This is a genomic window from Deinococcus sp. NW-56, assembly GCF_002953415.1.
In the GTDB taxonomy this organism is placed as follows: Bacteria; Deinococcota; Deinococci; order Deinococcales; family Deinococcaceae; genus Deinococcus.
Genome location: NZ_CP026516.1, coordinates 1,925,682 through 1,945,087, shown reverse-complemented (window position 1 = coordinate 1,945,087; position 19,406 = coordinate 1,925,682). Strand labels below are relative to the sequence as shown.

Annotated in this window: 20 protein-coding genes; 8 read left to right on the top strand and 12 right to left on the bottom strand. The window is 72.8% G+C overall.

The genetic code is table 11. The features are described 5' to 3' along the window. Positions 1 to 2: 2 nt before the first annotated feature. From murG to lepA, 7 genes are all read right to left on the bottom strand, one after another. Positions 3 to 1,091: an undecaprenyldiphospho-muramoylpentapeptide beta-N-acetylglucosaminyltransferase gene (gene murG, locus C3K08_RS09755; protein ID WP_104991133.1), complete on the bottom strand. Its 1,089-nt coding sequence runs from the start codon at positions 1,089 to 1,091 to the stop codon at positions 3 to 5. A gap of 100 nt (positions 1,092 to 1,191) precedes the next feature. Beyond that, on the bottom strand, positions 1,192 to 1,941 hold the full coding sequence (locus C3K08_RS09750; RefSeq protein WP_104991132.1) for an AIM24 family protein: 750 nt from the start codon (positions 1,939 to 1,941) through the stop codon (positions 1,192 to 1,194). 47 nt (positions 1,942 to 1,988) lie between these two features. After that, on the bottom strand, positions 1,989 to 3,161 hold the full coding sequence (locus C3K08_RS09745) for a pyridoxal phosphate-dependent aminotransferase (protein ID WP_104991131.1): 1,173 nt from the start codon (positions 3,159 to 3,161) through the stop codon (positions 1,989 to 1,991). Positions 3,162 to 3,261: 100 nt separating this feature from the next. Then, complete coding sequence (locus C3K08_RS09740) at positions 3,262 to 3,846, bottom strand: response regulator transcription factor (protein WP_104991130.1); 585 nt, start codon at positions 3,844 to 3,846, stop codon at positions 3,262 to 3,264. Beyond that, positions 3,843 to 4,916 carry a sensor histidine kinase gene (locus C3K08_RS09735; RefSeq protein ID WP_369848221.1) on the bottom strand — a complete coding sequence of 358 codons (1,074 nt, stop codon included), beginning with the start codon at positions 4,914 to 4,916 and terminating at the stop codon, positions 3,843 to 3,845. The genes C3K08_RS09740 and C3K08_RS09735 overlap by 4 nt, the downstream gene beginning before the upstream one ends. Before the next feature lie 94 nt (positions 4,917 to 5,010). Continuing rightward, entirely contained in the window at positions 5,011 to 5,967 is a 957-nt protein-coding gene (locus C3K08_RS09730) for an MBL fold metallo-hydrolase (RefSeq protein ID WP_104991129.1), read from the bottom strand. 177 nt (positions 5,968 to 6,144) lie between these two features. Then, positions 6,145 to 7,950: a translation elongation factor 4 gene (gene lepA / locus C3K08_RS09725; protein ID WP_104991128.1), complete on the bottom strand. Its 1,806-nt coding sequence runs from the start codon at positions 7,948 to 7,950 to the stop codon at positions 6,145 to 6,147. Positions 7,951 to 8,051: 101 nt separating this feature from the next. Here lepA and C3K08_RS09720 point away from each other — a divergent pair, with 101 nt between their 5' ends. Then, positions 8,052 to 9,389 carry a M28 family metallopeptidase gene (locus C3K08_RS09720; RefSeq protein ID WP_104991127.1) on the top strand — a complete coding sequence of 446 codons (1,338 nt, stop codon included), beginning with the start codon at positions 8,052 to 8,054 and terminating at the stop codon, positions 9,387 to 9,389. Positions 9,390 to 9,443: 54 nt separating this feature from the next. Beyond that, the gene (locus C3K08_RS09715) at positions 9,444 to 10,271 is read left to right on the top strand and encodes a GNAT family N-acetyltransferase (RefSeq protein ID WP_104991126.1); all 828 of its coding nucleotides are present in this window, start codon (positions 9,444 to 9,446) and stop codon (positions 10,269 to 10,271) included. A gap of 7 nt (positions 10,272 to 10,278) precedes the next feature. On the opposite strand, the gene C3K08_RS09710 is transcribed toward C3K08_RS09715, so the two are convergent. Further along, the gene (locus C3K08_RS09710) at positions 10,279 to 10,491 is read right to left on the bottom strand and encodes a hypothetical protein (RefSeq protein WP_104991125.1); all 213 of its coding nucleotides are present in this window, start codon (positions 10,489 to 10,491) and stop codon (positions 10,279 to 10,281) included. A 194-nt stretch (positions 10,492 to 10,685) separates the two neighbouring features. Here C3K08_RS09710 and C3K08_RS09705 point away from each other — a divergent pair, with 194 nt between their 5' ends. Next, on the top strand, positions 10,686 to 11,042 hold the full coding sequence (locus C3K08_RS09705) for a hypothetical protein (RefSeq protein WP_104991124.1): 357 nt from the start codon (positions 10,686 to 10,688) through the stop codon (positions 11,040 to 11,042). On the opposite strand, the gene C3K08_RS09700 is transcribed toward C3K08_RS09705, so the two are convergent. Next, a complete protein-coding gene (locus C3K08_RS09700; protein WP_104991123.1) occupies positions 11,032 to 11,664 on the bottom strand; it encodes a ribonuclease HII in 633 nt (210 codons plus the stop codon). The genes C3K08_RS09705 and C3K08_RS09700 overlap by 11 nt on opposite strands. Positions 11,665 to 11,748: 84 nt before the next feature. Between C3K08_RS09700 and C3K08_RS09695 the strand changes: the two genes are divergently transcribed. After that, positions 11,749 to 12,942 carry a class I SAM-dependent methyltransferase gene (locus tag C3K08_RS09695; protein WP_369848217.1) on the top strand — a complete coding sequence of 398 codons (1,194 nt, stop codon included), beginning with the start codon at positions 11,749 to 11,751 and terminating at the stop codon, positions 12,940 to 12,942. A 4-nt stretch (positions 12,943 to 12,946) separates the two neighbouring features. Here C3K08_RS09695 and C3K08_RS09690 read toward each other — a convergent pair whose 3' ends face one another. After that, complete coding sequence (locus tag C3K08_RS09690) at positions 12,947 to 13,756, bottom strand: DUF721 domain-containing protein (protein ID WP_104992016.1); 810 nt, start codon at positions 13,754 to 13,756, stop codon at positions 12,947 to 12,949. A gap of 53 nt (positions 13,757 to 13,809) precedes the next feature. Then, a complete protein-coding gene (gene recF / locus C3K08_RS09685; RefSeq protein ID WP_104991122.1) occupies positions 13,810 to 14,886 on the bottom strand; it encodes a DNA replication and repair protein RecF in 1,077 nt (358 codons plus the stop codon). A gap of 80 nt (positions 14,887 to 14,966) precedes the next feature. Here recF and C3K08_RS09680 point away from each other — a divergent pair, with 80 nt between their 5' ends. After that, a complete protein-coding gene (locus C3K08_RS09680; RefSeq protein WP_104991121.1) occupies positions 14,967 to 15,761 on the top strand; it encodes an N-formylglutamate amidohydrolase in 795 nt (264 codons plus the stop codon). Positions 15,762 to 15,779: 18 nt separating this feature from the next. On the opposite strand, the gene C3K08_RS09675 is transcribed toward C3K08_RS09680, so the two are convergent. Next, the gene (locus tag C3K08_RS09675) at positions 15,780 to 16,769 is read right to left on the bottom strand and encodes a polyprenyl synthetase family protein (RefSeq protein ID WP_104991120.1); all 990 of its coding nucleotides are present in this window, start codon (positions 16,767 to 16,769) and stop codon (positions 15,780 to 15,782) included. A 66-nt stretch (positions 16,770 to 16,835) separates the two neighbouring features. Between C3K08_RS09675 and C3K08_RS09670 the strand changes: the two genes are divergently transcribed. From C3K08_RS09670 to C3K08_RS09660, 3 genes are all read left to right on the top strand, one after another. Further along, positions 16,836 to 17,540, top strand: coding sequence for a TVP38/TMEM64 family protein (locus tag C3K08_RS09670; protein WP_104991119.1), 705 nt, complete (start codon positions 16,836 to 16,838; stop codon positions 17,538 to 17,540). Positions 17,541 to 17,617: 77 nt separating this feature from the next. Next, entirely contained in the window at positions 17,618 to 18,685 is a 1,068-nt protein-coding gene (gene purM, locus C3K08_RS09665; protein WP_104991118.1) for a phosphoribosylformylglycinamidine cyclo-ligase, read from the top strand. Further along, a complete protein-coding gene (locus C3K08_RS09660) occupies positions 18,682 to 19,392 on the top strand; it encodes a histidine phosphatase family protein (protein WP_104991117.1) in 711 nt (236 codons plus the stop codon). The genes purM and C3K08_RS09660 overlap by 4 nt, the downstream gene beginning before the upstream one ends. The last annotated feature ends 14 nt before the right edge of the window (positions 19,393 to 19,406 follow it).

Sequence of the window (19,406 nt, the reverse complement as noted above, 5' to 3'; positions counted from 1 at the left end):
AGTCAGCGGACGTGCCGCAGCACGAGGTCCGCGAGCCGCGCGGCGGCCCCGGCGGGCGAGCGCCCCAGGGCCGCTTCCCGCATCGCCGCCCGCGTGCCGGGCTGCGCACACTCTAGCACCGCCCCACCCAGCGCCTCGGCGAGGTCCGCCTGCTCCACCAGCCGCCCCGCCCCCGCGCCCTGCACACTCTGCGCGTTGTGGAACTGGTGGTTCTCCGCCGACTCGGGCAGGGGCACCATCACCAGCGGCACCCCGTGAAAGGCGGCTTCTGCCAGCGTGCCCGTCCCTGCCCGCGTGATCCCGAAGTCGGCCGCCGACCACGCGGCGACCGCGTCCACATAGGGGGCGGGGTGGTACCAGGGCAGGTCGGCCACGCGCGGGGCCACCTCGTCGATCCAGCGCGGGCCGGTGGAGTGCAGCACCTGCACGGGTTGGCCGTCCGGGGTGCGGCCTTCTGGCCCAAACACGGCCCGCAGCACGTCGGGTACCCCGGTGTTGAGGGCCAGTGATCCCTGCGAGCCGCCCATGATCAGCACGGTCAGCGCTCCCTCGCGCAGGCCCAGCCGCGCCAGCGCCTCCGGGCGGGGCAGACGCTCCTCGCGGACGGGCATGCCGACCTGGGTGGCCTTATCGGGGTTCAGGCCCACGACCTGCGGGTACGCCGTGCCCACTGCCCGTGCCCGCCCCACGGCGAGGCGCTGGGTCAGGCCCAGGCGGGCGTTCTGCTCGTGCAGGACGGTGGGCAGGCCCAGGCTCTGCGCGGCGAGCACTCCGGGCAGGCTGGCAAAGCCCCCGTACCCGACGACCGCCCCCGGCTGCGCCTCCCGCAGGAAGGCCCGCGCTTCGGCCACCCCCCGCGCCGCCCGCAGCAGTTCGCGGGGGTCGGGGCGGCCCTGCCCGCTGCGGGCGAGCTTGCCCGCGTCCACCCCGTGAAACTCCAGGCCTGAATCCGCCGCGAAGCGTTCCTCCATGCCGCCACGCTGTCCCAGCAGCAGCGCCCGGTGTCCCCGGCCCATCAGTTCCCGCGCGGTGGCGACCGCCGGGTAGATGTGCCCCCCGGTGCCGCCCGTCGCCATCACGATCAAGGTCATCCGGGGGAGTGTAGCGGGTGGCCTGGAGGGTGTGGAGAACAGAGGAAGGGTGGGAGGCACCCACGAGCGCCCCTCACCCTTCCTGGCACCGCCGCAGGCCTCAGTCGAACAGGTCGCCCAGCGTCTTGCCCACGCCCCCGCCGCCTTCGCCGAACATCCCGGCCTCGAACTCCTCGTAGGGCTGCACCACCACGAAGCCGTCGCCCTGGAAGACCATCTGGTAGGTCTCGCCGCCGCCGCGCCCGAACATGGAGCGCAGGTCGGTCGCCATGCGGAGCTGCGGCTGGAGGTTGCCGCTCCAGGCAATCGTCGCGTTGGGGTCGGTGAAGATCGGTTCGTTCGGCGTGACCCGCAGCGTGAGCGGCTTGCCGTGGCTGAGGATGGCGACCAGCCCCTGCCCCTGCACCCGCACGCTGAACAGTCCGCCCGCCGCCATGCCCGCCGCGCGGCGCTGCATGGTGATGTCGTACTGCACGCTGTCTTCGAAGGCGAGCAGGTCGTTGCCGTTCACGTTCAGGCTCTCGCCGGACAGCCGCAGAATCTGAATCTCCTTGCCCTGATCCGCGAGGTAGGCCACGCCCCGGCCCTCGATCTTGGCGAGCGGACTCATCTCCTGGCTGACCGCCCGCTTGAGGGCCTTCATCAGCCCGCCTTCCAGGGTGCCCTCCCGCTTGAAGGAGAGGTTGCCCTTGTAGGCGATCATCGCGCCGAGCTTGCTCCACACGCGGCCATTGACCTTGACCTCCAGCATCTTGCTGGATTCGAGTTCGAAGACCTCGCCGGGATTGTCGCGCTCGGCGGTCTGGGCCAGGAAATCGCGGAGACTGTAACTGCCATCAGCATTCGTCATACGGCTAGGGTACGGGGTGGGGGGCGGAAGGGTTCCGGGCAGAGCTGTCAGTCCTCAGCCGTCAGCACAGCTTCTATGCGCCGCAGCGCTTCCCCCAGCGTGTCCAGCCCCGCCGCATAGCTCAGGCGCACCCGTCCCGGCGCCCCGAAGTCGGTGCCGGGCACGACCGCCAGGCCGCCGCGCTCCAGCAGCAGGCGACTCGCCTCCAGTTCGTCGGGATGTAGGTGGGTGGAGTCGGGCAGGACGTAGAAGGCGCCCTGCGGGGTCGGAGTGGGTAACCCCAACTCGTTCAGCCCTGCGACGAGGAAGTTCCGCCGCTCGCGGTAGGCCGACCGTGCCTCTGCCACGAAGCGGGCCGTCGCCTCGTGCTCGGTCAGCGCGGCGAGGGCCGCGTGCTGGGATAGGGTGCAGGCCCCCGTCGTGCTCTGGGATTGCAAGGCGTTCATCGCCGCGATCCACTCCGGCGGCCCCCCCGCGTAGCCGATGCGCCAGCCGGTCATCGCATAGGCCTTGCTCGCGCCGTTTACCGTCAGCGTGCGCTCGGGGGCGTAGCGGGCGGGGCTAACGTGCTCGGCGTCATAGACCAGATGCTCGTAAATCTCGTCCGAGAGCAGGCAGAGGTCGCGGCGCCGGGCAAGGTCGACTACCGCCTCCAGTACCTCTACCGGGTACACGGCTCCCGTGGGGTTGCCGGGGCTGTTGAGCACGATCAGGCGTGTTTTCGGGGTGACCCGCGCCGCCAGTTCCTCCGGGTCGAGGACGAAGCCCGCCTCCGCCCGCGTGGGCACCGCCACCGGCACCGCGCCCGTCAGGGCCACCATCTCCGGGTAGCTCACCCAGTACGGGGCGGGGATGAGCACCTCGTCGCCGGGGTTCAGCAGCGCGAGCAGGGCGTTGAAGATCGCCTGCTTGCCCCCGCTCGTGACCGTCACGGCGTCCGGCGCGTACTCCAGCCCGTTCTCGCGGGCGAACTTGGCGCTCACGGCCTCGCGCAACTCGGGGAGACCGTTCACGGGCGTGTAGCGGGTGTGCCCAGCCTCAATCGCGGCGATGCCAGCGGCCTTCACATGCGGCGGCGTCTCGAAATCCGGCTCGCCCACGCTGAGGCTCAGCACGTCCGCCCCCGCCCGCCGCAACTCCAGCGCCCGAGAGGTGACCGCGACCGTGGCCGAGGGCTTGAGGCCGCGCACCCGCGCCGAGAGGGGAAAAGGGGTGCCCATGCCCCAGGCTAGGGGCCGCAGCGGAGCCAAGGGCACGGGCGGGCTAGAGAAGCAGGGAAGCGGAGGCAGTCCCCACTTCCCTGCTTCTCCGGCGCCCGCCCTACTGAAGCAGCCCGATGCTCCGCGCCCGGCTGACCGCCTCGGTGCGGTCCCCGGCTTCGAGCTTCACGTACAGGCGGGCGAGGTGGTCCTTGACGGTGTCGGGGCTGACGCCGAGGTTCTTGGCGATCTCCTTGTTGGAAAAGCCCTGGGCGAGGAGCGGCAGCACCTCCGACTCGCGGGGGGTCAGGCGCGGCACCTCGACCTGCGGCAGGCGGTCCACGTCGGGGTGCGCCACGATGTCGCGCAGTTGCCGGGCGAGCGATTCGGGGTCGGTTTCCTTGCTCACGTAGCCGCGTGCCCCCGCCGCCCGCGCCGCTTGCACGATGGCAGGCTCAGCGAAGGTGGTGATCAGGACGCTGACGACGCCGGGGTGGGTCTGGCGCAGGCGCTCGCAGACCTCGATGCCGGTCAGGCCGGGCATCTTCACGTCGAGGAGGGCGGCGTCGGGTTCCAGGGTCCGGCAGGCGCCCAGGGCCTGGAGGCCGTCGGCGGCTTCGGCGACCACGTCAAAGCCCTGGTGCAGCAGCGCGTATTTCAGGCCCATGCGGAAGAGGGGGTGGTCGTCGGCAATCACGATTCTCAAGGGGTCACCTCCGGTAACAGCAGGCAGAACGTGGTGGGCAGGGGCGAGGCCGCGTCGCGGCGGTACTCCAGCGAGCCGCCGTGCGCCTCCGCGACCCGGCGGGCGATAAAGAGGCCCAGGCCCGTCATCCCGGCGGCGTACTGCTGCCCGGCGATGGTGGCGGGTTGCGCGTTGAAGGGTTGGGCGAGTTCGGAGAGGGGCGCACACAGGCCGGGACCGTCGTCGCGGACCTCCAGCCCCTGCGGGGTCACGCGCAGTTCGACACGGGTGCGGGCGTAGCGCAGCGCGTTGGCCGCGAGGTTGGTCACCGCCCGCTCCAGCACGGCAGCGTCGGCGGGGACCTGGCCCGTCCCGGTTGCGGTGAGGCTCACGCCCCGCGCCTCCGCCTGGGGCGAGAGCCGCCGGGCCACCTCCGCGAGCAGGGTGCCGAGGTCGGTGCACGAGGGCGAGAGCTGCACCTCCTCGCGCTCGAAACGGTGGGCGTCGGCCATCTGGGCGACCAGGGCGAGCAGTCGGGCATTCTCCCGCTCGACCTCGCCCGCGACCTCGCGGCGCTGCTCGGCGCTCAGGGCGCCCTGACCCAGCAGCCGTGCGAGGTGCCCGGCGGCGATCAGCGGCGTCCGCAGGTCGTGCACCAGCGTCGCCATAAAGGCACCCCGCCGCTCCTGCTCGGTGGCGAGCCGTCCCAGCAGCCCGGTGAAGGCCCCCCGCAGCGCCCGGATTTCCGCCGGGTCGTCCGGGTGCGGCTGGGCGAAGCTGCCCGCCCCGACCTCGCCCTCCAGCCGCCGCAGCGGGCGCAGCAGCACGCCGCCCAGCAGGTAGCCGACCCCGCCACACAGCGCCGCGACCAGGGTGAGCCACAGCGCCAGCGTGGACGAGGCCGCCTCGCCCGCCAGCGTGAAGGTGAGGCCGAGGTTCGGCAGGAAGGTCAGCAGGAAGATCACCAGCGTGAACTGTGCCCGCAAGGTCCCCGCCCGCGTGCCCACGCGGAGGCGGCGCGGCAGGTGCGGGAGCCGGGACACGGTTCCCAGAACTCCCGGCCGAGCGACCTGCGCGTCTCCTGTGCTCACGGAGGGGAGTGTAAAAACCCCGCTCTGACAGAATCCCCACACCTGTGACGCGCCCGTGATGGCCCGCCCGGTGTAGGGAGGTAAGAGGGAAGCTCTAGCGGCGCCGGGTCAACACCAGTGCCAGCGCCCCCAGCGCGAGGGCCGCCAGCACCCGCTGCTTGAGGGGGTCGGGGCCGACCGGGGGCACGCCCACGGGCACCGGATGATCCACGTACCAGCCCCGGCGGGGGCGCCCCAGTTCGTCGAAGTTGCGGGCCAGCCGCGCGAGGTCGGCTTCCATCTCCGGCCCCGACATGGGGTGCCCGTGCCCGGTAACAGCCAGCCAGGGATGCAGCGCCGAGAGCCGCCGCACCGAGTCCCGCGCCTCATCCCAGTTGGGCGTGTAGTAGGCGGGCGGGCGGTGAATGATGGTGGGCCGCAGAGCAAAAGCCCCGACCGCCGACTCCTGCTTGGTGGTTACGAAAGCGTCCCCGGCGATCAGGGTGCGGTCCTCTTCGCGCCACAGCGAGACGTGCCCGGAGGTATGCCCCGGCGTATGCAGCCAGCGCCAGCCGGGCAGGTGCGGCACGCTGCCGTCTTCCGGAAGTGCCTGCACGTGGGGCCGGAAGTCGAAGGGGCCGGGCACGAAGGCGGGCGAGAGCAGGCTAGTCGTGCCGCCCACGGTGGGGTCGGGGAAGGGGTAGGGAGTCTGCCCGGTGACGTGCGGCAACTCCAGCGGGTGCGCGTACACCGGCACCTGCCAGGTTTTCAGCAGGTCGTGCAGCGCCCCGATGTGGTCGAAGTGTCCGTGCGTCAGCACGATGGCGACCGGCGGACGGCCCGCGTGGTACTCGTCGGCGGCCTTGCGGATCAGCCCGGCGGTGCCCGGCAGCCCCGCGTCGAGCAGGACCCAGTCCCCACCGGGCAGGCCCATCAGGAAGACGTTGACCAGTGGCAGCCGCACCCGCACCACATCCGGGCGCAGGACCTGGGTGCCCCCGAAGGTCGAGACGGGCGGTGCGGGCGGGCGAATGCGGTTCAGGTCGGGCGAAGGCTCATGCGCGTGGGTCATGGTCGGGCGTCCTTTCGGCGTGAGATGAGAAGCTGACGGGCTTTTCTCACACAGTAGGCAGCCCAGATGAGGGCACTCCTCGGCTGGGGAGGGCGTGATCTTGAGGGAAGGTGGAGCGGGGCACGGAAGCGGCCTGCTGCGCCGGGGGGAGGCGAGCAGGCCGGGCGGGGGTGACGGTTACTCCTCGGTACTCAGCACCGCCAGGAACGCCTCTTGCGGGACCTCCACCGTGCCGATCTGCTTCATGCGGGCGCGGCCCTTCTTCTGCTTTTCGAGCAGCTTCTTCTTGCGGGAGATGTCGCCGCCGTAGCACTTGGCAAGCACGTCCTTGCGGTAGGCCTTCACGGTCGCGCGGGCGATGATCTTGCCGCCGATGGTGGCCTGCACGGGGACCGGGAACATCTGCCGGGGGATCACCTCGGCCATCTTGTCCACGATCTTGCGGCCCAGCGAGTAGGCCTTGTCCTCGTGGACGATCACGGCGAGGGCGTCCACGACCTCGTTGTTCACCATGATGTCGACCTTACGCAGCTCGCCCTCGCGGTAGCCGATCTGCTCGTAGTCCATCGAGGCGTACCCGCGCGAGATGGACTTCAGGCGGTCGTGGAAGTCGTAGAGGATTTCCGCGAAGGGCACCTCGTACAGCAGCTCGACCCGCTTGCCCACGTAGTTCATCGTGATCATGGAGCCCCGGCGTTCTTGCAGGAGCTGCATCACCGGCCCCACGTAGTCCTCGGGCAGCATGATCGAGAGCTTGATATACGGCTCCTCGACCTGCTTGATGCGGTCGCGGGTGGGGAACTCGGCGGGGTTCTGGGTCTCAAAAACTTCGCCGTTGGTCAGCGTGACCCGGTACACCACGGCGGGCGCGGTGGCGATCAGGTCGAGGTCGAATTCGCGCTCCAGCCGCTCCTGCACGATCTCGGCGTGCAGCAGGCCCAGGAAGCCGCAGCGGAAGCCGAAGCCCAGCGCCTCCGACGTTTCGGGCTCGAAGGTAAAGGCCGCGTCGTTGAGCTTGAGCTTTTCGAGCGCGTCGCGCAGCTTGCGGTACTCCTCGGTGGAGGTGGGGTAGAGGCCCGAGAACACCACCGGCTGCGCGGGCTTGAAGCCGGGGAACGGTTCGGGGGTGGGGCGGTCCTTTTGCGTCAGGGTGTCGCCCACCTGTGCGTCGTGGATGTCCTTGATCCCCGCCGCGACCCAGCCCACCGTGCCCGCCGGAAGCGAGTCGCCCACCACGAGGCCCGGCGAGAAGGTGCCCACCTTGTCCACCTCGAAGGTCTTGCCCGTCGAGAACAGCATGATGGGCTGCTTCGGCGTCAGCGTCCCCTCCAGCACCCGCACGAACAGGATCACGCCCTGGTAGGCGTCGTAGAAGGAGTCGAAGATCAGGGCCTTGAGCGGTGCCGCCGGGTCGCCGGGCGGCGGCGGAATGCGCTCGACGATGGCTTCCAGAATCTCCGGAATGCCGATGCCCGCCTTGCCGGAGGCGAACACGGCGTCGTCGGCGGGAATGCCGATGACCTCCTCCAGCTCGCGGGCGGCCCCCTCCGGATCGGCGGCGGGCAGGTCGATCTTGTTGACCACCGGGACGATCTCGAGGTTGTTGTCGATGGCGAGGTAGGCGTTGACGATGGTCTGCGCCTCCACCCCCTGCGAGGCGTCCACGAGCAGCAGCACGCCCTCGCAGGCGGCGAGCGAGCGCGACACCTCGTAGTTGAAGTCCACGTGCCCCGGCGTGTCGATCAGGTTGAAGACGTACTCCTCACCGCTCTCGCGGCGGTAGGTCAGGCGGATCGGCGTCGACTTGATGGTGATGCCGCGTTCGCGCTCCAGCTCCAGCGTATCGAGGGTCTGGTCGCGCTTGTCGCGCTCGCCCATCGCGCCGAGCCGTTCCAGAATGCGGTCGGCCAGCGTGGACTTGCCGTGGTCCACGTGGGCGATGATGGAAAAATTACGGATATTGGCGGTCGGCCCTTCGGTCACGCAGGCAGTGTAGACCACCGCCCCCGGCGACTTCTGTCTGCTGAGGCTGGAGGCCCGCACCTTCGCGCCTGTCCCTACCCCCCACCCGCTACCCTGACCCCATGCCCCGCCGTGCCCTCCCCACCCGCCCGGCCCGCCCGCCGCGACAGTGGGCGCTGCCCCTGCTGGCCGCCCTGGGTCTGGCGGGCGGCGTGTACCTGGGCACCCGTCCGCAGAATCCGCCCCTGCAGGAGGGGGCGCAGGCCCGCACCGTGGCGGCGGACTGGGCCGAGGTGCGGGCGTTCGGCCCCCGTCCGGTGGGCGAGCCGGGGCACGCGCGGGCGCTGGACTGGCTGGAGGAACAGTTGGAGGCGCTGGGCTACCGGGTCACCCGCCAGCCCGTCACGCTGGAGCGGCCCTTCGACCGGGGGGGCACGCTGACGGTGGGGGGCCTGCGCGTGCCCGCCCACGCCCTCTACGGCGCCGGGGGCGGCGAGCAGTCGGGGCGGCTGGTGCCCCTGCCGGGCGGCCTCTCCCACGAGCAGATGGAGGCGCGGGGCCTGCGCGGCCAGATCGCGCTGCTGCGCTGCCAGGACTGGGAGGACACCGGGCTGTCCCGCGGCGAGATCGTGGGCCGGGCGACCCAGGCGGGGGCGCTGGGGCTGGTCCTCGTGCAGGACTGCGAGGTCACGCGGCTGGAGCGCATCTCGGGCACCCCGCTGCCGCTGGTGTGGGTCAGCGCGGCGGACGGCCGCAAAGTCTGGGCGCGGGCAGGCGATGAGGCGGAGCTGGTCTCGAAGGTGGAACGGCGCGAGGTCACGGGGGCCAACCTGATCGCGGCGCGGGTGGAGGCGAAGCCCGAGATCGTGCTCGGGGCGCACCTCGACAGCGTGAACGCCTCGCCGGGCGCCAACGACAACGCGAGCGGCGTGCTGGCCGTGCTGGAGGCGGCGCGGCGGGCAGCAGGCACCCCGCTGGCCGGGCAGGTCTGGCTCGTCCTCTTCGACGGGGAGGAGGACGGCCTGCACGGCAGCCGCACCTTTGTGGACGCGCACCGCTTCCCACTGCGGCAGACCCGCGCGATGATCAACCTCGACATGGTGGGCGTGGGAGCCGAGCCGCTGGGATTGGCCGCGCACGCCGAGCTGCGGCCCATCGCGCAGCTGGTGCGCCCCGGCGTGCGGCTGTTCGAGGACAGCCCGCCCGAGCGCGAGTCCTTCGGCCGGTCCTCTGGCGTGACGGGAAGCAGCGACCACGTGCCGTTTATCGGCTGGGGCGTGCGGACCGCCTTCATTCACCGGGGGCTGGACGGGGGCTACCACGCGCCCGCCGACCGGACCCTCTCGCCCGCGCTGGTGACGGACGCGGCGGCCTTCGCGCTGGCCCTGGCCCGCAAGACGCTGGACACGCCCTGGACCCCGCGGGAACCATGCGAGGGCTTCAGCAGCGACGGCTGTTAGCCTCCGCTCTTCGGCGGATGCCCGGCGGGGGTGCCCGCCCTTAGTCTGCCCGGTATGACGCCTCCCTTCCGCACGCCCCACGCACTGGGCTACCGCACCGACCTCGCCCTGAGGCGGCTGGCCGGAGCCCAGGTCGAGGACCGGGGCGACTTCACCGTGGTTCGTACGCCGGACAATCCCACCTTCTGGTGGGGCAATTTTCTGCTGCTGCACGCGCCGCCCGCGCCCGGCAGCCTGGAGCGGTGGCTGGCCCGCTTCCGCGAGGCGCACCCCACGGCCCGGCACGTCACCTTCGGGCTGGACACCGTCGGCGGGGAGGCGGGCGCGGCCGAGGAGTTCGGGGCCGCCGGGTTCCGCCTCACGCGCGACACGGTGCTCACGGCCCCGGCGACCACCGCGCCGGATCGTCCCCTGCCCAGCGGCGTGACCCTACGCCTTTTGGAAAACGACGCCGACTGGGACGCGGCGCTGGAGTTGCGCGTCGCCGTGAACGCCGCCGACCCGCACCCGCTGGAGGCGGAGGGCTACCGCACCTTTGCCGCCGGGCGCCTCGCGGGGCTGCGCCGGGCACAGGAGGCGGGGCACGGAGCCTGCCTGGGGGCCTTCGTGGACGGACAGATGGTGTCGGGCCTGGGCGTGTACGACGCGGGCGGAGGAGTCACCCGCTACCAGAATGTGGAAACCCACCCGGCGCAGCGGTCGCGCGGCCTGGCGGGTCACCTCGTTCACTTCGCGGGCGAGTGGGCGCGGCACCACCTCGGGGCGCGGACCCTGGTGATCGTCGCCGACCCCGAGTACCACGCCCAGCGGCTCTACGAACGCGTGGGGTTCCGCCCCAGCGAGTTGCAGACCGGGTTGGAACGGCCTCCCGCGGAGGGCTAGGGCGGCCCTACTCCTCGCGCAGGGCGTGGGCGTTGTAGCGGTTCGCCAGAATGAAGAAGGTGGGCGCCCACAGTCCCACGAAGATGCCGAAGCGCTCGCCGTGGGCGCGTTCCTCGGGCGTGGTGCCCGTGCCGCCGCGCGTGGCCCAGATCGCGATGGACCCCAGGATAGAGGCGGCGCCCGCCAGCGTCAGGAGTTGGGCAAGGTTGCGGCTCGACATGGTGGCCCTCCCTCGGGGGACTTTGGCCCGCGCCCCCGCTGCGGTCCCGGCGTGACCCCCGCCCCCGGCCCGCTGCCGGGTGACCGTGCCCCGCCCGTGTGTGCCCGTCACTGTGCCCTGCCCAGCCGCCCGACTCTGCATGCTGGGCGACAACTCGGCTTGCCCCAGTCCCCCTCGCGTGCTGAGATAGGGCCATGAGCCTCGCCCCCGACAGCCCCCCTCAAACCCGCTGGGACGTGCTGCGCGGGCTGCTGGGGCGGGGCCTCCTGACTGGAGTGGGCGTCGCCCTCGCGGCGGCCCTCGTCGGTCACTTCCTGATTCGGCCCGGCTGGGAAGGGGTGCGGCTGGGCCTGAATGGGGCGGGCACACTGTTGTGCGTGCTGGCGGGGTCGTTGGCGATGGGGGCCTTCGACTCCCAGGAGGCGACGGCCTACTCGCGGGGCCGACTGGGGGAGGGGACCGAGCGCATCCACTGGCCCCTCGCCGCTCTGACGGTCAGCCTGCTGGCCGCCGGGCTGTGCTTCGGGCTGGCGTGGCTCGTCAGTCGGTGAACAGGCCCGCCTGAAGCAGCCGGGCGACCGGCGCGTACCCCCGCCGATGGACCGGGCTGACCCCCAGCCGCTCCAGCGCTGCGCGGTGGGCGGGAGCGCCGTAGCCCTTGTGGCCTGCGAAGCCGTAGCCGGGATGCTGGGCGTCAAGTTCGACCATTACCCGGTCGCGCTCGGTCTTGGCGAGCAGGCTGGCGGCGGCGACTGAGTAGCTCAGGGCGTCGGCCTTCGGGGGCGCCAGCAGCGGGAGGGGGGTGCGGAGGCGGAGGTAATCGGTCACCAGGGCCTGCGGCGCCGGGTCCAGCCGCGCGAGCGCCCGCGCCGCCGCCGCGTGGGTGGCCCCCAGAATGTTCAGCCGCTCAATCTCCTCGGGCCAGGCGTGCTCGACCGCCCAGGCTGCGGCCAACCGCCGGACCTCCGCCGCGAACCTCTCCCGTTGGGCCGCGGAAAGCTGCTTGGAGTCCCGAAAGGGGTAGTCCTGTGCCAGTCCCGGCAGGATGACGGCCGCCACCGTCACCGGTCCAGCCCACGCGCCCCGGCCCGCCTCGTCCACCCCCGCGACCCGGAAATAGCCGCGCCGCCAGTGCTCGCGCTCGAAAGACCAGTCGGGGGTGACGGAGGGCATGGGGAAGAAGCTATCAGGGGTCCGCTCTCCGCTTTCGGCAGGACGCCCCGGTTTCCGGGAGCGGACGGCTGATAGCTTCTAGCCGTGACCCGCAAGCCCAAGTCCAAAGTCCGCCTCTCCCGCCCGGCCCGGCCTCCCGCCGAGGTGTCCCCGCAAGCCGAGGCCGGGAGCTATTTCGACGTGCGGCCCGCCGCGCTGCCCCCCCGGCTCGACGGCCTGCGCGCCCTGACCAAACCCGGCGTGCGCGGGTTTCCGGGGGTGGACGACGCGCAGGCACTCCTCGCGCAGACGATGCGCAGGGACCGGGTGCGCGGCGACGTGCTGGACCTCGCGGCTGGGGGCGGGCTGCTGGGGTCGTTGCCCGGCGTGACCCTGCGGGCGGTGGAGGGGGCGGCCCCGGCCTTGGCGGCGCTGCGGGAGGCCGGAATAGACGCCCATCCCGCCGTCCCCGGTGACAACCTGCGGGAGCAGTGGCCCGAGCGCCCGCGCACGGTGGCCCTGGTGCTGGCCGGGGACCGGGGCAACGCCTACGCGCTCGCGCAGGTCGCGTGGGCGCACGCCTGCACGCCGCCCGGCGGGACCCTCTACCTCGCTGGGGACCGTGACAAGGGCTATGACCGCTATGTCCGCGCGGCCGGAAACGCCTTCGGCAGCGGTGAGACGATCGCCCGCGACGGCGGCATGCGGGTGGCCCGGATGGTGCGCCGCCCCGGTCCCACGCCCGCCTTCCCCGACCCGGAAGGTTACGAGCTGGAGGGCCTGCGCGTCGTCGGCCTGCCGGGTGTCTTCAGCGCCGCGAGGCCCGACAAGGCGACCGTCCTGCTGCTCGAGGCGCTGGGGGACGTGCAGTTCACCGGCCAGCGCGTGCTGGACCTGGGCTGCGGGACCGGCCTGATCGGCGCGTGGGCGGCGCGGCGCGGGGGGGCCGTCACGCTGGTGGACGGCGACCTCCAGAGCGTGCGGAGTGCTCAGGCCACCCTCGCCGCGAACGGGCTGCCCGGCGAGGTGCTGCACAGCGACGTGGACGCGGCGCTGGGGGAGCGTACCTTCGACGTGGTCCTCACCAACCCGCCCTTCCATGTGGGACGCGGGGTCGTGCTGGACGTGGCCCGCGAGTTCATTGCGGCGGCGGGGCGGCGGCTCGTCCCCGGCGGCACCCTCTACCTCGTCGCCAACGAGCCGCTGCCCTATGAGGCCGCGATGGGCACCCTCGGCCCGGTGCGCGAGCTGCGGCGCGAGGGAGGCTTCAAGGTGCTGGCGGTGACGCGGGCGGGGTGAGCGGCTAGCGCCCCGCTTCCAGCACCGTCCGCACCCGCTCGGGCAACGTGGCGCGGTCCACGCGGGTCAGGGGGCGGCGGGGGGCGCGGCGCGTCAGGGCGACGAACAGTTCCGCCTGTTCCGCCAGAAAGTCGCGGTACCCGGCCTCCCCGCCGCCGCGCACGCATTCCAGCGCCAGCAGCTCCAGCGCCTCCCGCAGCGAGGCCAGCGCCAGGAACCGGGCCGCGTCCGCTCCACTGTTCCCCAGCACGGCGGGCAGGGCAGCCAGCCGCTCGGGGTGCCGGGTCAGGGTACGGGCCGCTCGGCGCACGTTGGGGTCTTCCAGGGTCAGTTCGCACGCCCGGCAAGGCTGCTCACGGCTGGCCTCGCCGCACACCGGGCAGGGCCGCCAGCCCTGTTCCTCGCGCCACTTCCGCGCCCGCGTGATCGCCTCGGCAGCCTTCAGGGCCACGCCCCTGAGGTCCCCCTGCACGTCCTGCACGAGCGCCCGCGCCCGCTCGCGGTCCGGGGCGGGGAGGGGGGCCTGCCGGGGCACGTCTGGGGGCGGCGGCACCGTTCCGACGCTGAACCGAATCTCGGTGACCCGCTCCTCGCCCAGCACCTCGTTGAGCCGCCGCAGGAAGTGGTGGCGCTGCAACGTGAGGTGATGCGCGGTCGTGGAGTCGCGCACCTCCACGAACAGGGTGCCCCCCTGCTGCGAGCGGGGTCGGGTGAGCCGCGCGATCTCCGGCCCCACCGCCTGCGGCCAGGCCAGGATCGCCCGCGCCTTTTGCACCCCCTTGGCGATCCGGGCGCTGCCCAGCGTCGCCCCCATCAGGTCGGAGAGGCCACGCGGACCCCCCAGGCGGCGGGGGCCACGGGAGTGGCTCACGCCGTCACCTCCAGCGCTCCCGTCCCCACCGCTTCCCCCTCGGCCGTGAAGCGCCCCGCCTGCGCCCGCAGGGTCAGCGCCGAGCCGGGCACCCGCTCGGTCCCCGTCACGATGGCCTGCGGCACGCTGGCGGCAAGGTCGAGCAAAAAGGTGCGGCGGCCGGGGTCCAGTTCGGCCGAAAAGTCGTCAATCAGCAGGACCGGCTTTTCCCCGAAGCGCTCGGCCAGCAGCTCGAGTTCGGCGCGGCGCAGCGCGAGCGCGACGGTGCGCCCTTCGCCCCGGCTGGCGTACTCGCTCGCCGGAAAGTCGCCCAGCCGCAGCACGAGGTCGTCGCGGTGCGGCCCGGTCACGGTGGCCCCCCGCGCGAGTTCCTCGGCCCGCTTTCCGGTGAGGTCGGCCGCGTAGGTTTCGGGCGCGGTGGACTCCTGCAGGCTGAGGGTCAGCGCCTTGCGGCTGCCCAGTGCGGCGTTCGCCTCGGCGGCGAGTTCGGCCAGCCGGGTCAGCGCCCGGCGGCGAAAGAGCATGATGTCGGTCCCCAGCTTGACCAGAGCCTCGTCCCAGACGTGCATCGCCCAGTCCTCGCCTGCGCGGAGGGCCGCGTTGCGCTGCGAGACGGTGCGCTCGTAGCGGGCGAGCTGCTGGCCGTAGCGGGCGCTGAGGCGCGAGAGCAGCGCGTCCAGATACGCCCGTCGCCCCGCCGGGGGACCGAAGACGAGTTCGGAGTCCTCCGGGCGAATCCACACCGCACTCCCGCGCGGCAGGTCGCCCGTCCTGACCCGCACCCCGTCCACCTTGAGCTGCCGCCGCCCGCGCCCCAGCCCGACCTCCTGAATGCTGAGGCTGCCGCCCTGCTGCACGTCGGCCCGCACGTAGGCCTCGCGCTCGCCCGACTGCACGAGCTGCTCCAGCCGCGTCACGTCCGTCAGCCCGGTCAGGGCGAGGTAGGCGGCCTCCAGCAGGTTGGTCTTGCCCGCCCCGTTCTCCCCGAACACGCCCGTGACCCCGGCCGGAAAGGTCAGCGTGTCCGGCGCGAGGTTCCGGTAATTCAGGGTGGAGAGGGCCGAAAGCTGCATCCCCTCAGTCTAGCGGCGGGGGTGAGGGCGGGCGGTGCGGCAGGCCGCAGTTGGGCAGGCGCGGGCGTACCATCCTCCCCATGACGCCCACCCGTGACGACCTCCTGATCCTGACCCCCCACCCATCCGGGGCGCTGCCCGCCGACGTGCTGCGCGAGATGCTGGGGGAAGGTGTGTTCGACACCGGGCAGCGCGAGGCCCTGCTGCGCCGCGTCTTTCTGGAGGGGGATCCCTACACCGATCTGATCTTCGCCCTGCCCGGTGCCCGCTTCCTGCAAGCGCCGTGGAGCCGCTTCGCCGCCGACCTCAATCGCCACCGCGACGACGAGGCGGACAACGGAGTCATCAAGGAGACCGACTTCGCCCGCCAGCCCCTCTACCCGGCGGGCTTCGAACTGTCCCCGGAGGCGCGGGAGGCCCGGCTGCGGCGCGTCTGGGACGCTTTCGACCGGCAGGTGGAGGCCGAGATCGCGGGGGCGCGGCTGATGATCGTGGGGCACGCGATGGCCTCGCGCGGCCCGGCGCTGGGGCCGGACACCGGAGCGCCCCGCCCGGCGCTGACGATCATGCCGGGCACGGCGGCCAGCCCCACCTTCCCCCCCGAGTTGTGGGAGGAGCTGCGGAAAGCGTGCGAGGCGGCCTTCGCCCCGGTCCTGATGGGCACCCATACGCGGGTGGCGGTGGGCGACCCCTGGACCACCGACACGCTGAGCGCCCGCTGGAACGCGCGGACGGGGGTGCCCGCCTTCGGGCTGGAGGTCAACGTGGGGCTGTACTTTCCCGAATGGGGGGTGCCGGACGGGGCGGCGCTGCGGGAACTGAACGCGGGCTTCGGGCGGTTCGCGGACGCGGCGCTGGAGTTGGTGGGGGGGTAGGCCGCCCAAGCCCTTCCCTCACGCCTCGCGCGTCGCCAGCCCCCGCACCGTGTCCACCAGCTCGCGGGCAGCCTGCGGGTCGGGGGCACCCGCCAGCGCCTCCTCCAGCAGGGCCAGCCCCTCCCGCGCCTCGGCGTCGGCGTGGGCCTGGGCGTGGGCCACGCTGGCGCTCTCCAGCAGCCAGCGGTGAATCCGGGCGATGGCGCCCGCGTCCTTGTCGGCGCGGGGGCGGGCCATCTGGTTCAGAAAGAGGGCCTTTTGCTCGGCCGGAGCCGTCTCCAGCCAGTGCAGGACGATCAGGGTGCGCTTGCCTTCCAGCAGATCGCCGCCGATCTCCTTGCCGTACTGCGCGGCGTCGCCCAGCAGGTTGAGCACGTCGTCCCGGATCTGGAAGGCGGCGCCGAGTTTCAGCCCCGCCGGGGTCAAGCGTTCGTCGGGGGTGTGCCCGGCGGCCAGCGCCCCCAGCCGCAGCGGGACCACCACGGTGTAGTGGGCGGTCTTCAGGCGCACCATCTCCAGGTAGTCGGCCCCGGTGAGCGCCCACTCGCCGCTCTCCACCCAGCTCAGGTCGAGGTGCTGGCCCTCGGCGGTGCGGTGAATCATCGCCAGGAACTCCTCCATGCCGCCCGGCACCCCGGCGCGGTGGACGGCGGCCCACATGTAGGCGTGCAGGGCGTCGCCCGCGTTGATCGCCAGGGGGACCCCGTGCAGGCGGTGCAGCGCAGGTTGGCCCCGCCGCTCCTCCGAGTCGTCCTCGATGTCGTCGTGAATCAGCACCCAGTTCTGGAAGAGTTCCAGCCCCGCCGCGAGCCACAGCGCCCCCTCCCACGCGGGGGTGCCGGGCCGCGCCCCGTGCGCCCGTGCGGAGGCCAGCAGCAGCGCCGAACGGATGCCCTTGCCGCCGCGCTGCGGGTAGTCGCGCAGCATGGCGTGGAAGTGGGCCAGTTCCGGGCGGCCCGCCTCCTGGGGCAGCAGCGACAGCACGCGGGTCAGCAGATCGGGGTGCATCGGGGGGCAGCATAGCGGGGCGAAAGGACTGGTCGCCTCCTCACCCGGCCCCTCTACACTGCCGCCATGACCTCCGCGCCCCTCCCTCCCCGCCGAGTGGTCGCGGCGCTGCGGTGGATTCTCCCCGCCGCACTGGTGCTGGGGCTGACCGCGCTGGCCCTCACGCCGGACGCGCGGGCCTTTCTGGGCGAGGGGTGGGAGGCCCTGACCTCCAGCGACCCGGCGGTCACCCGCGCCTTTGTGGAGGACCTGGGCTGGGCCGGGCCGCTCGCGCTGCTGGCGGGGTTCGTGCTCCAGGCGGCGGTGCCTGTGCTGCCCGCCCTGGTGATGACGGCGGTGACGGCGCGGGCCTACGGTCCGGTCGAGGGCTTCCTGCTGGTCTACCTGGGCACCCTGCTGGGCGCCGCCGCCGGGTACGGCCTGGGCCGGGCGCTGGGGGACACGCTGGTGCGTGCGCTGGCGGGCGAGCGGGCGCGGCAGACGGCCCATACCTTCGCCGAGCGCTACGGGTTGCAAGGGGTACTGCTGGTGCGGCTGATGCCGGTCCTCTCCGCCGACGTGCTCAATCTGGTCGCGGGGGCGGCGGGCATGGGCTTCCGGCCGTTCATGGTGGCGACCGCAGTGGGGGCGCTGCCCGTCACCGCGCTGGTGGTGTGGCTCAGCGGCTCGGCCACCCGCATGGCCTGGGGGCTGGGGCTGCTCTCGGCGGTGGTGGGGCTGGGCGTGCTGGGGCGCTGGTGGATGGTGCGGCGGGGTGGGGCGAGGGGCTGACGGCGAAAGGTTCCGCCTTCTTCTCCGCTATGCTGCCTCCCGAGCGGCCCCGGCCTGGGGCAACACCTGGGAGGAGCATGACGCAAGCCAACACGGACGCGGCCCCCGCCTACGAGCGGGCAGGCGTGAACATCGACGCGGGGCACCGGGCGGTCGCCCTGATGAAAGGCGCGGTCGCCCGCACCCACACCCCCAACGTGCTGGGCGGGTTGGGGGGCTTCGGGGGCCTCTTCCGGGCGGCCTTCGGGGACATGGAAGACCCCATCCTCGTCGCCTCGACTGACGGGGTGGGCACCAAGACGCGGGTGGCTGTCCGCACCGGGCGGGTGGGTGGGCTGGGCACCGATATCGTCCACCACTGCGTGAACGACATTCTGGTGCAGGGCGCACGGCCCCTCTTTTTCCTCGACTACGTGGCGACCTCGCGCCTGATTCCCGAGCAGGTGGCGTCCATCGTGACGGGCGCGGCGGAGGCGTGCGAGGCCCTCGGCGTGGCGCTGCTGGGCGGCGAGACGGCCGAGATGCCCGGCGTGTACACCGAGGGCGAACTCGACCTCGTGGGCACCATCGTGGGCGTCGTGGACCGCCCCCGGCTGATCGACGGCTCGCGGATTCAGGCGGGCGACACCGTGATCGCCCTGCCCAGCAGCGGGCTGCACACCAACGGTTACAGCCTCGCGCGGATGGCGCTGGATGAGCTGGACTGGGGAGAGGCGCGGGCCGACCTCGGCGGCGAGCGGTTGGAGGACCTGCTGACGGTGCCGCACCGGGCCTACCTGGGAGCCTTCGACGCGCTGACCGGGGCCGGGGTGGACGTGCGCGGCATGGCGCACATCACCGGGGGCGGGCTGGTGGACAATCCGCCGCGCGTCTTCCCCGCAGGGCTGGGGATGCGGGTGGATACCGGCTCGTGGACGGTGCCCCCGGTCTTCGAGCTGATCGTGCGCCGGGCCGGGATGGAGCGGGCCGAGGCGTTCCGGGCGCTGAACATGGGCGTGGGCTTCCTGTTCATCGTTCCGGCCGGGGAGCAGGAGGCGGCGCTGGCGGCCCTGCGTGGGGCGGGGGAGTCGCCCTGGGTGATCGGGGAGATGGTGCCCGGCGCGGGCGTGACGCTGGCCGGGCTGGACGGGGCCTCCTCCCGATGAGGTACCGTCCCCCCACCGGCTTCCGGCTGCCCGACCGCCGCACCGCGACCGAGTTCTGGGTGGTGCGGCACGGCGAGAGCACCTGGAACGCGGACGGGCGCTACCAGGGCCAGACCGACGTGCCCCTCAGCCACATCGGGGTGTTGCAGGCGGCGGCGCTGGCCGAGCGGCTGACCGGGCAGCATTTCGACGCGGTATACACCAGCGACCTCACCCGCGCCTCGCAAACCGCCGACGCGGTGGCCGAGCGGCTGGCGGGGCAGCCCACCGTGCAGCCGGAGCCGGGCCTGCGCGAGATTGACGTGGGCGAACTCGGCGGGCTGGTGGTGGCCGATATCGAACGGCGGCACCCGGAGTACCTGCGCGACCTCCAGACCGACCCCTGGGGCACCCGGCGGCCCGGCGGAGAGAGCATGGCCGACCTGTTCGCCCGCTGCGGCGAGACCTTCGGGCGCCTGCGGGGGCGGCACGCAGGGGGGCGGGTCCTCGTCTTCACCCACGGCGGCGTGGTGCGGGTGGCGGTGGGGCTGGCGCTCGGCGGGGTGCCGGGCCACGCCTGGGCACGCCTGAGCGTGACGAACACCTCCATCACCCGCGTTCTGCTGGGCGAGGACAGCGGCACCCTGCTGGGCTTCAACGACGACGCGCATCTCGAGGACCTGATCGAGGCGACCGAGGCCGACGACGTGCTGGGGCAGGCCCCGTGAGGGCCGAGCGGGGC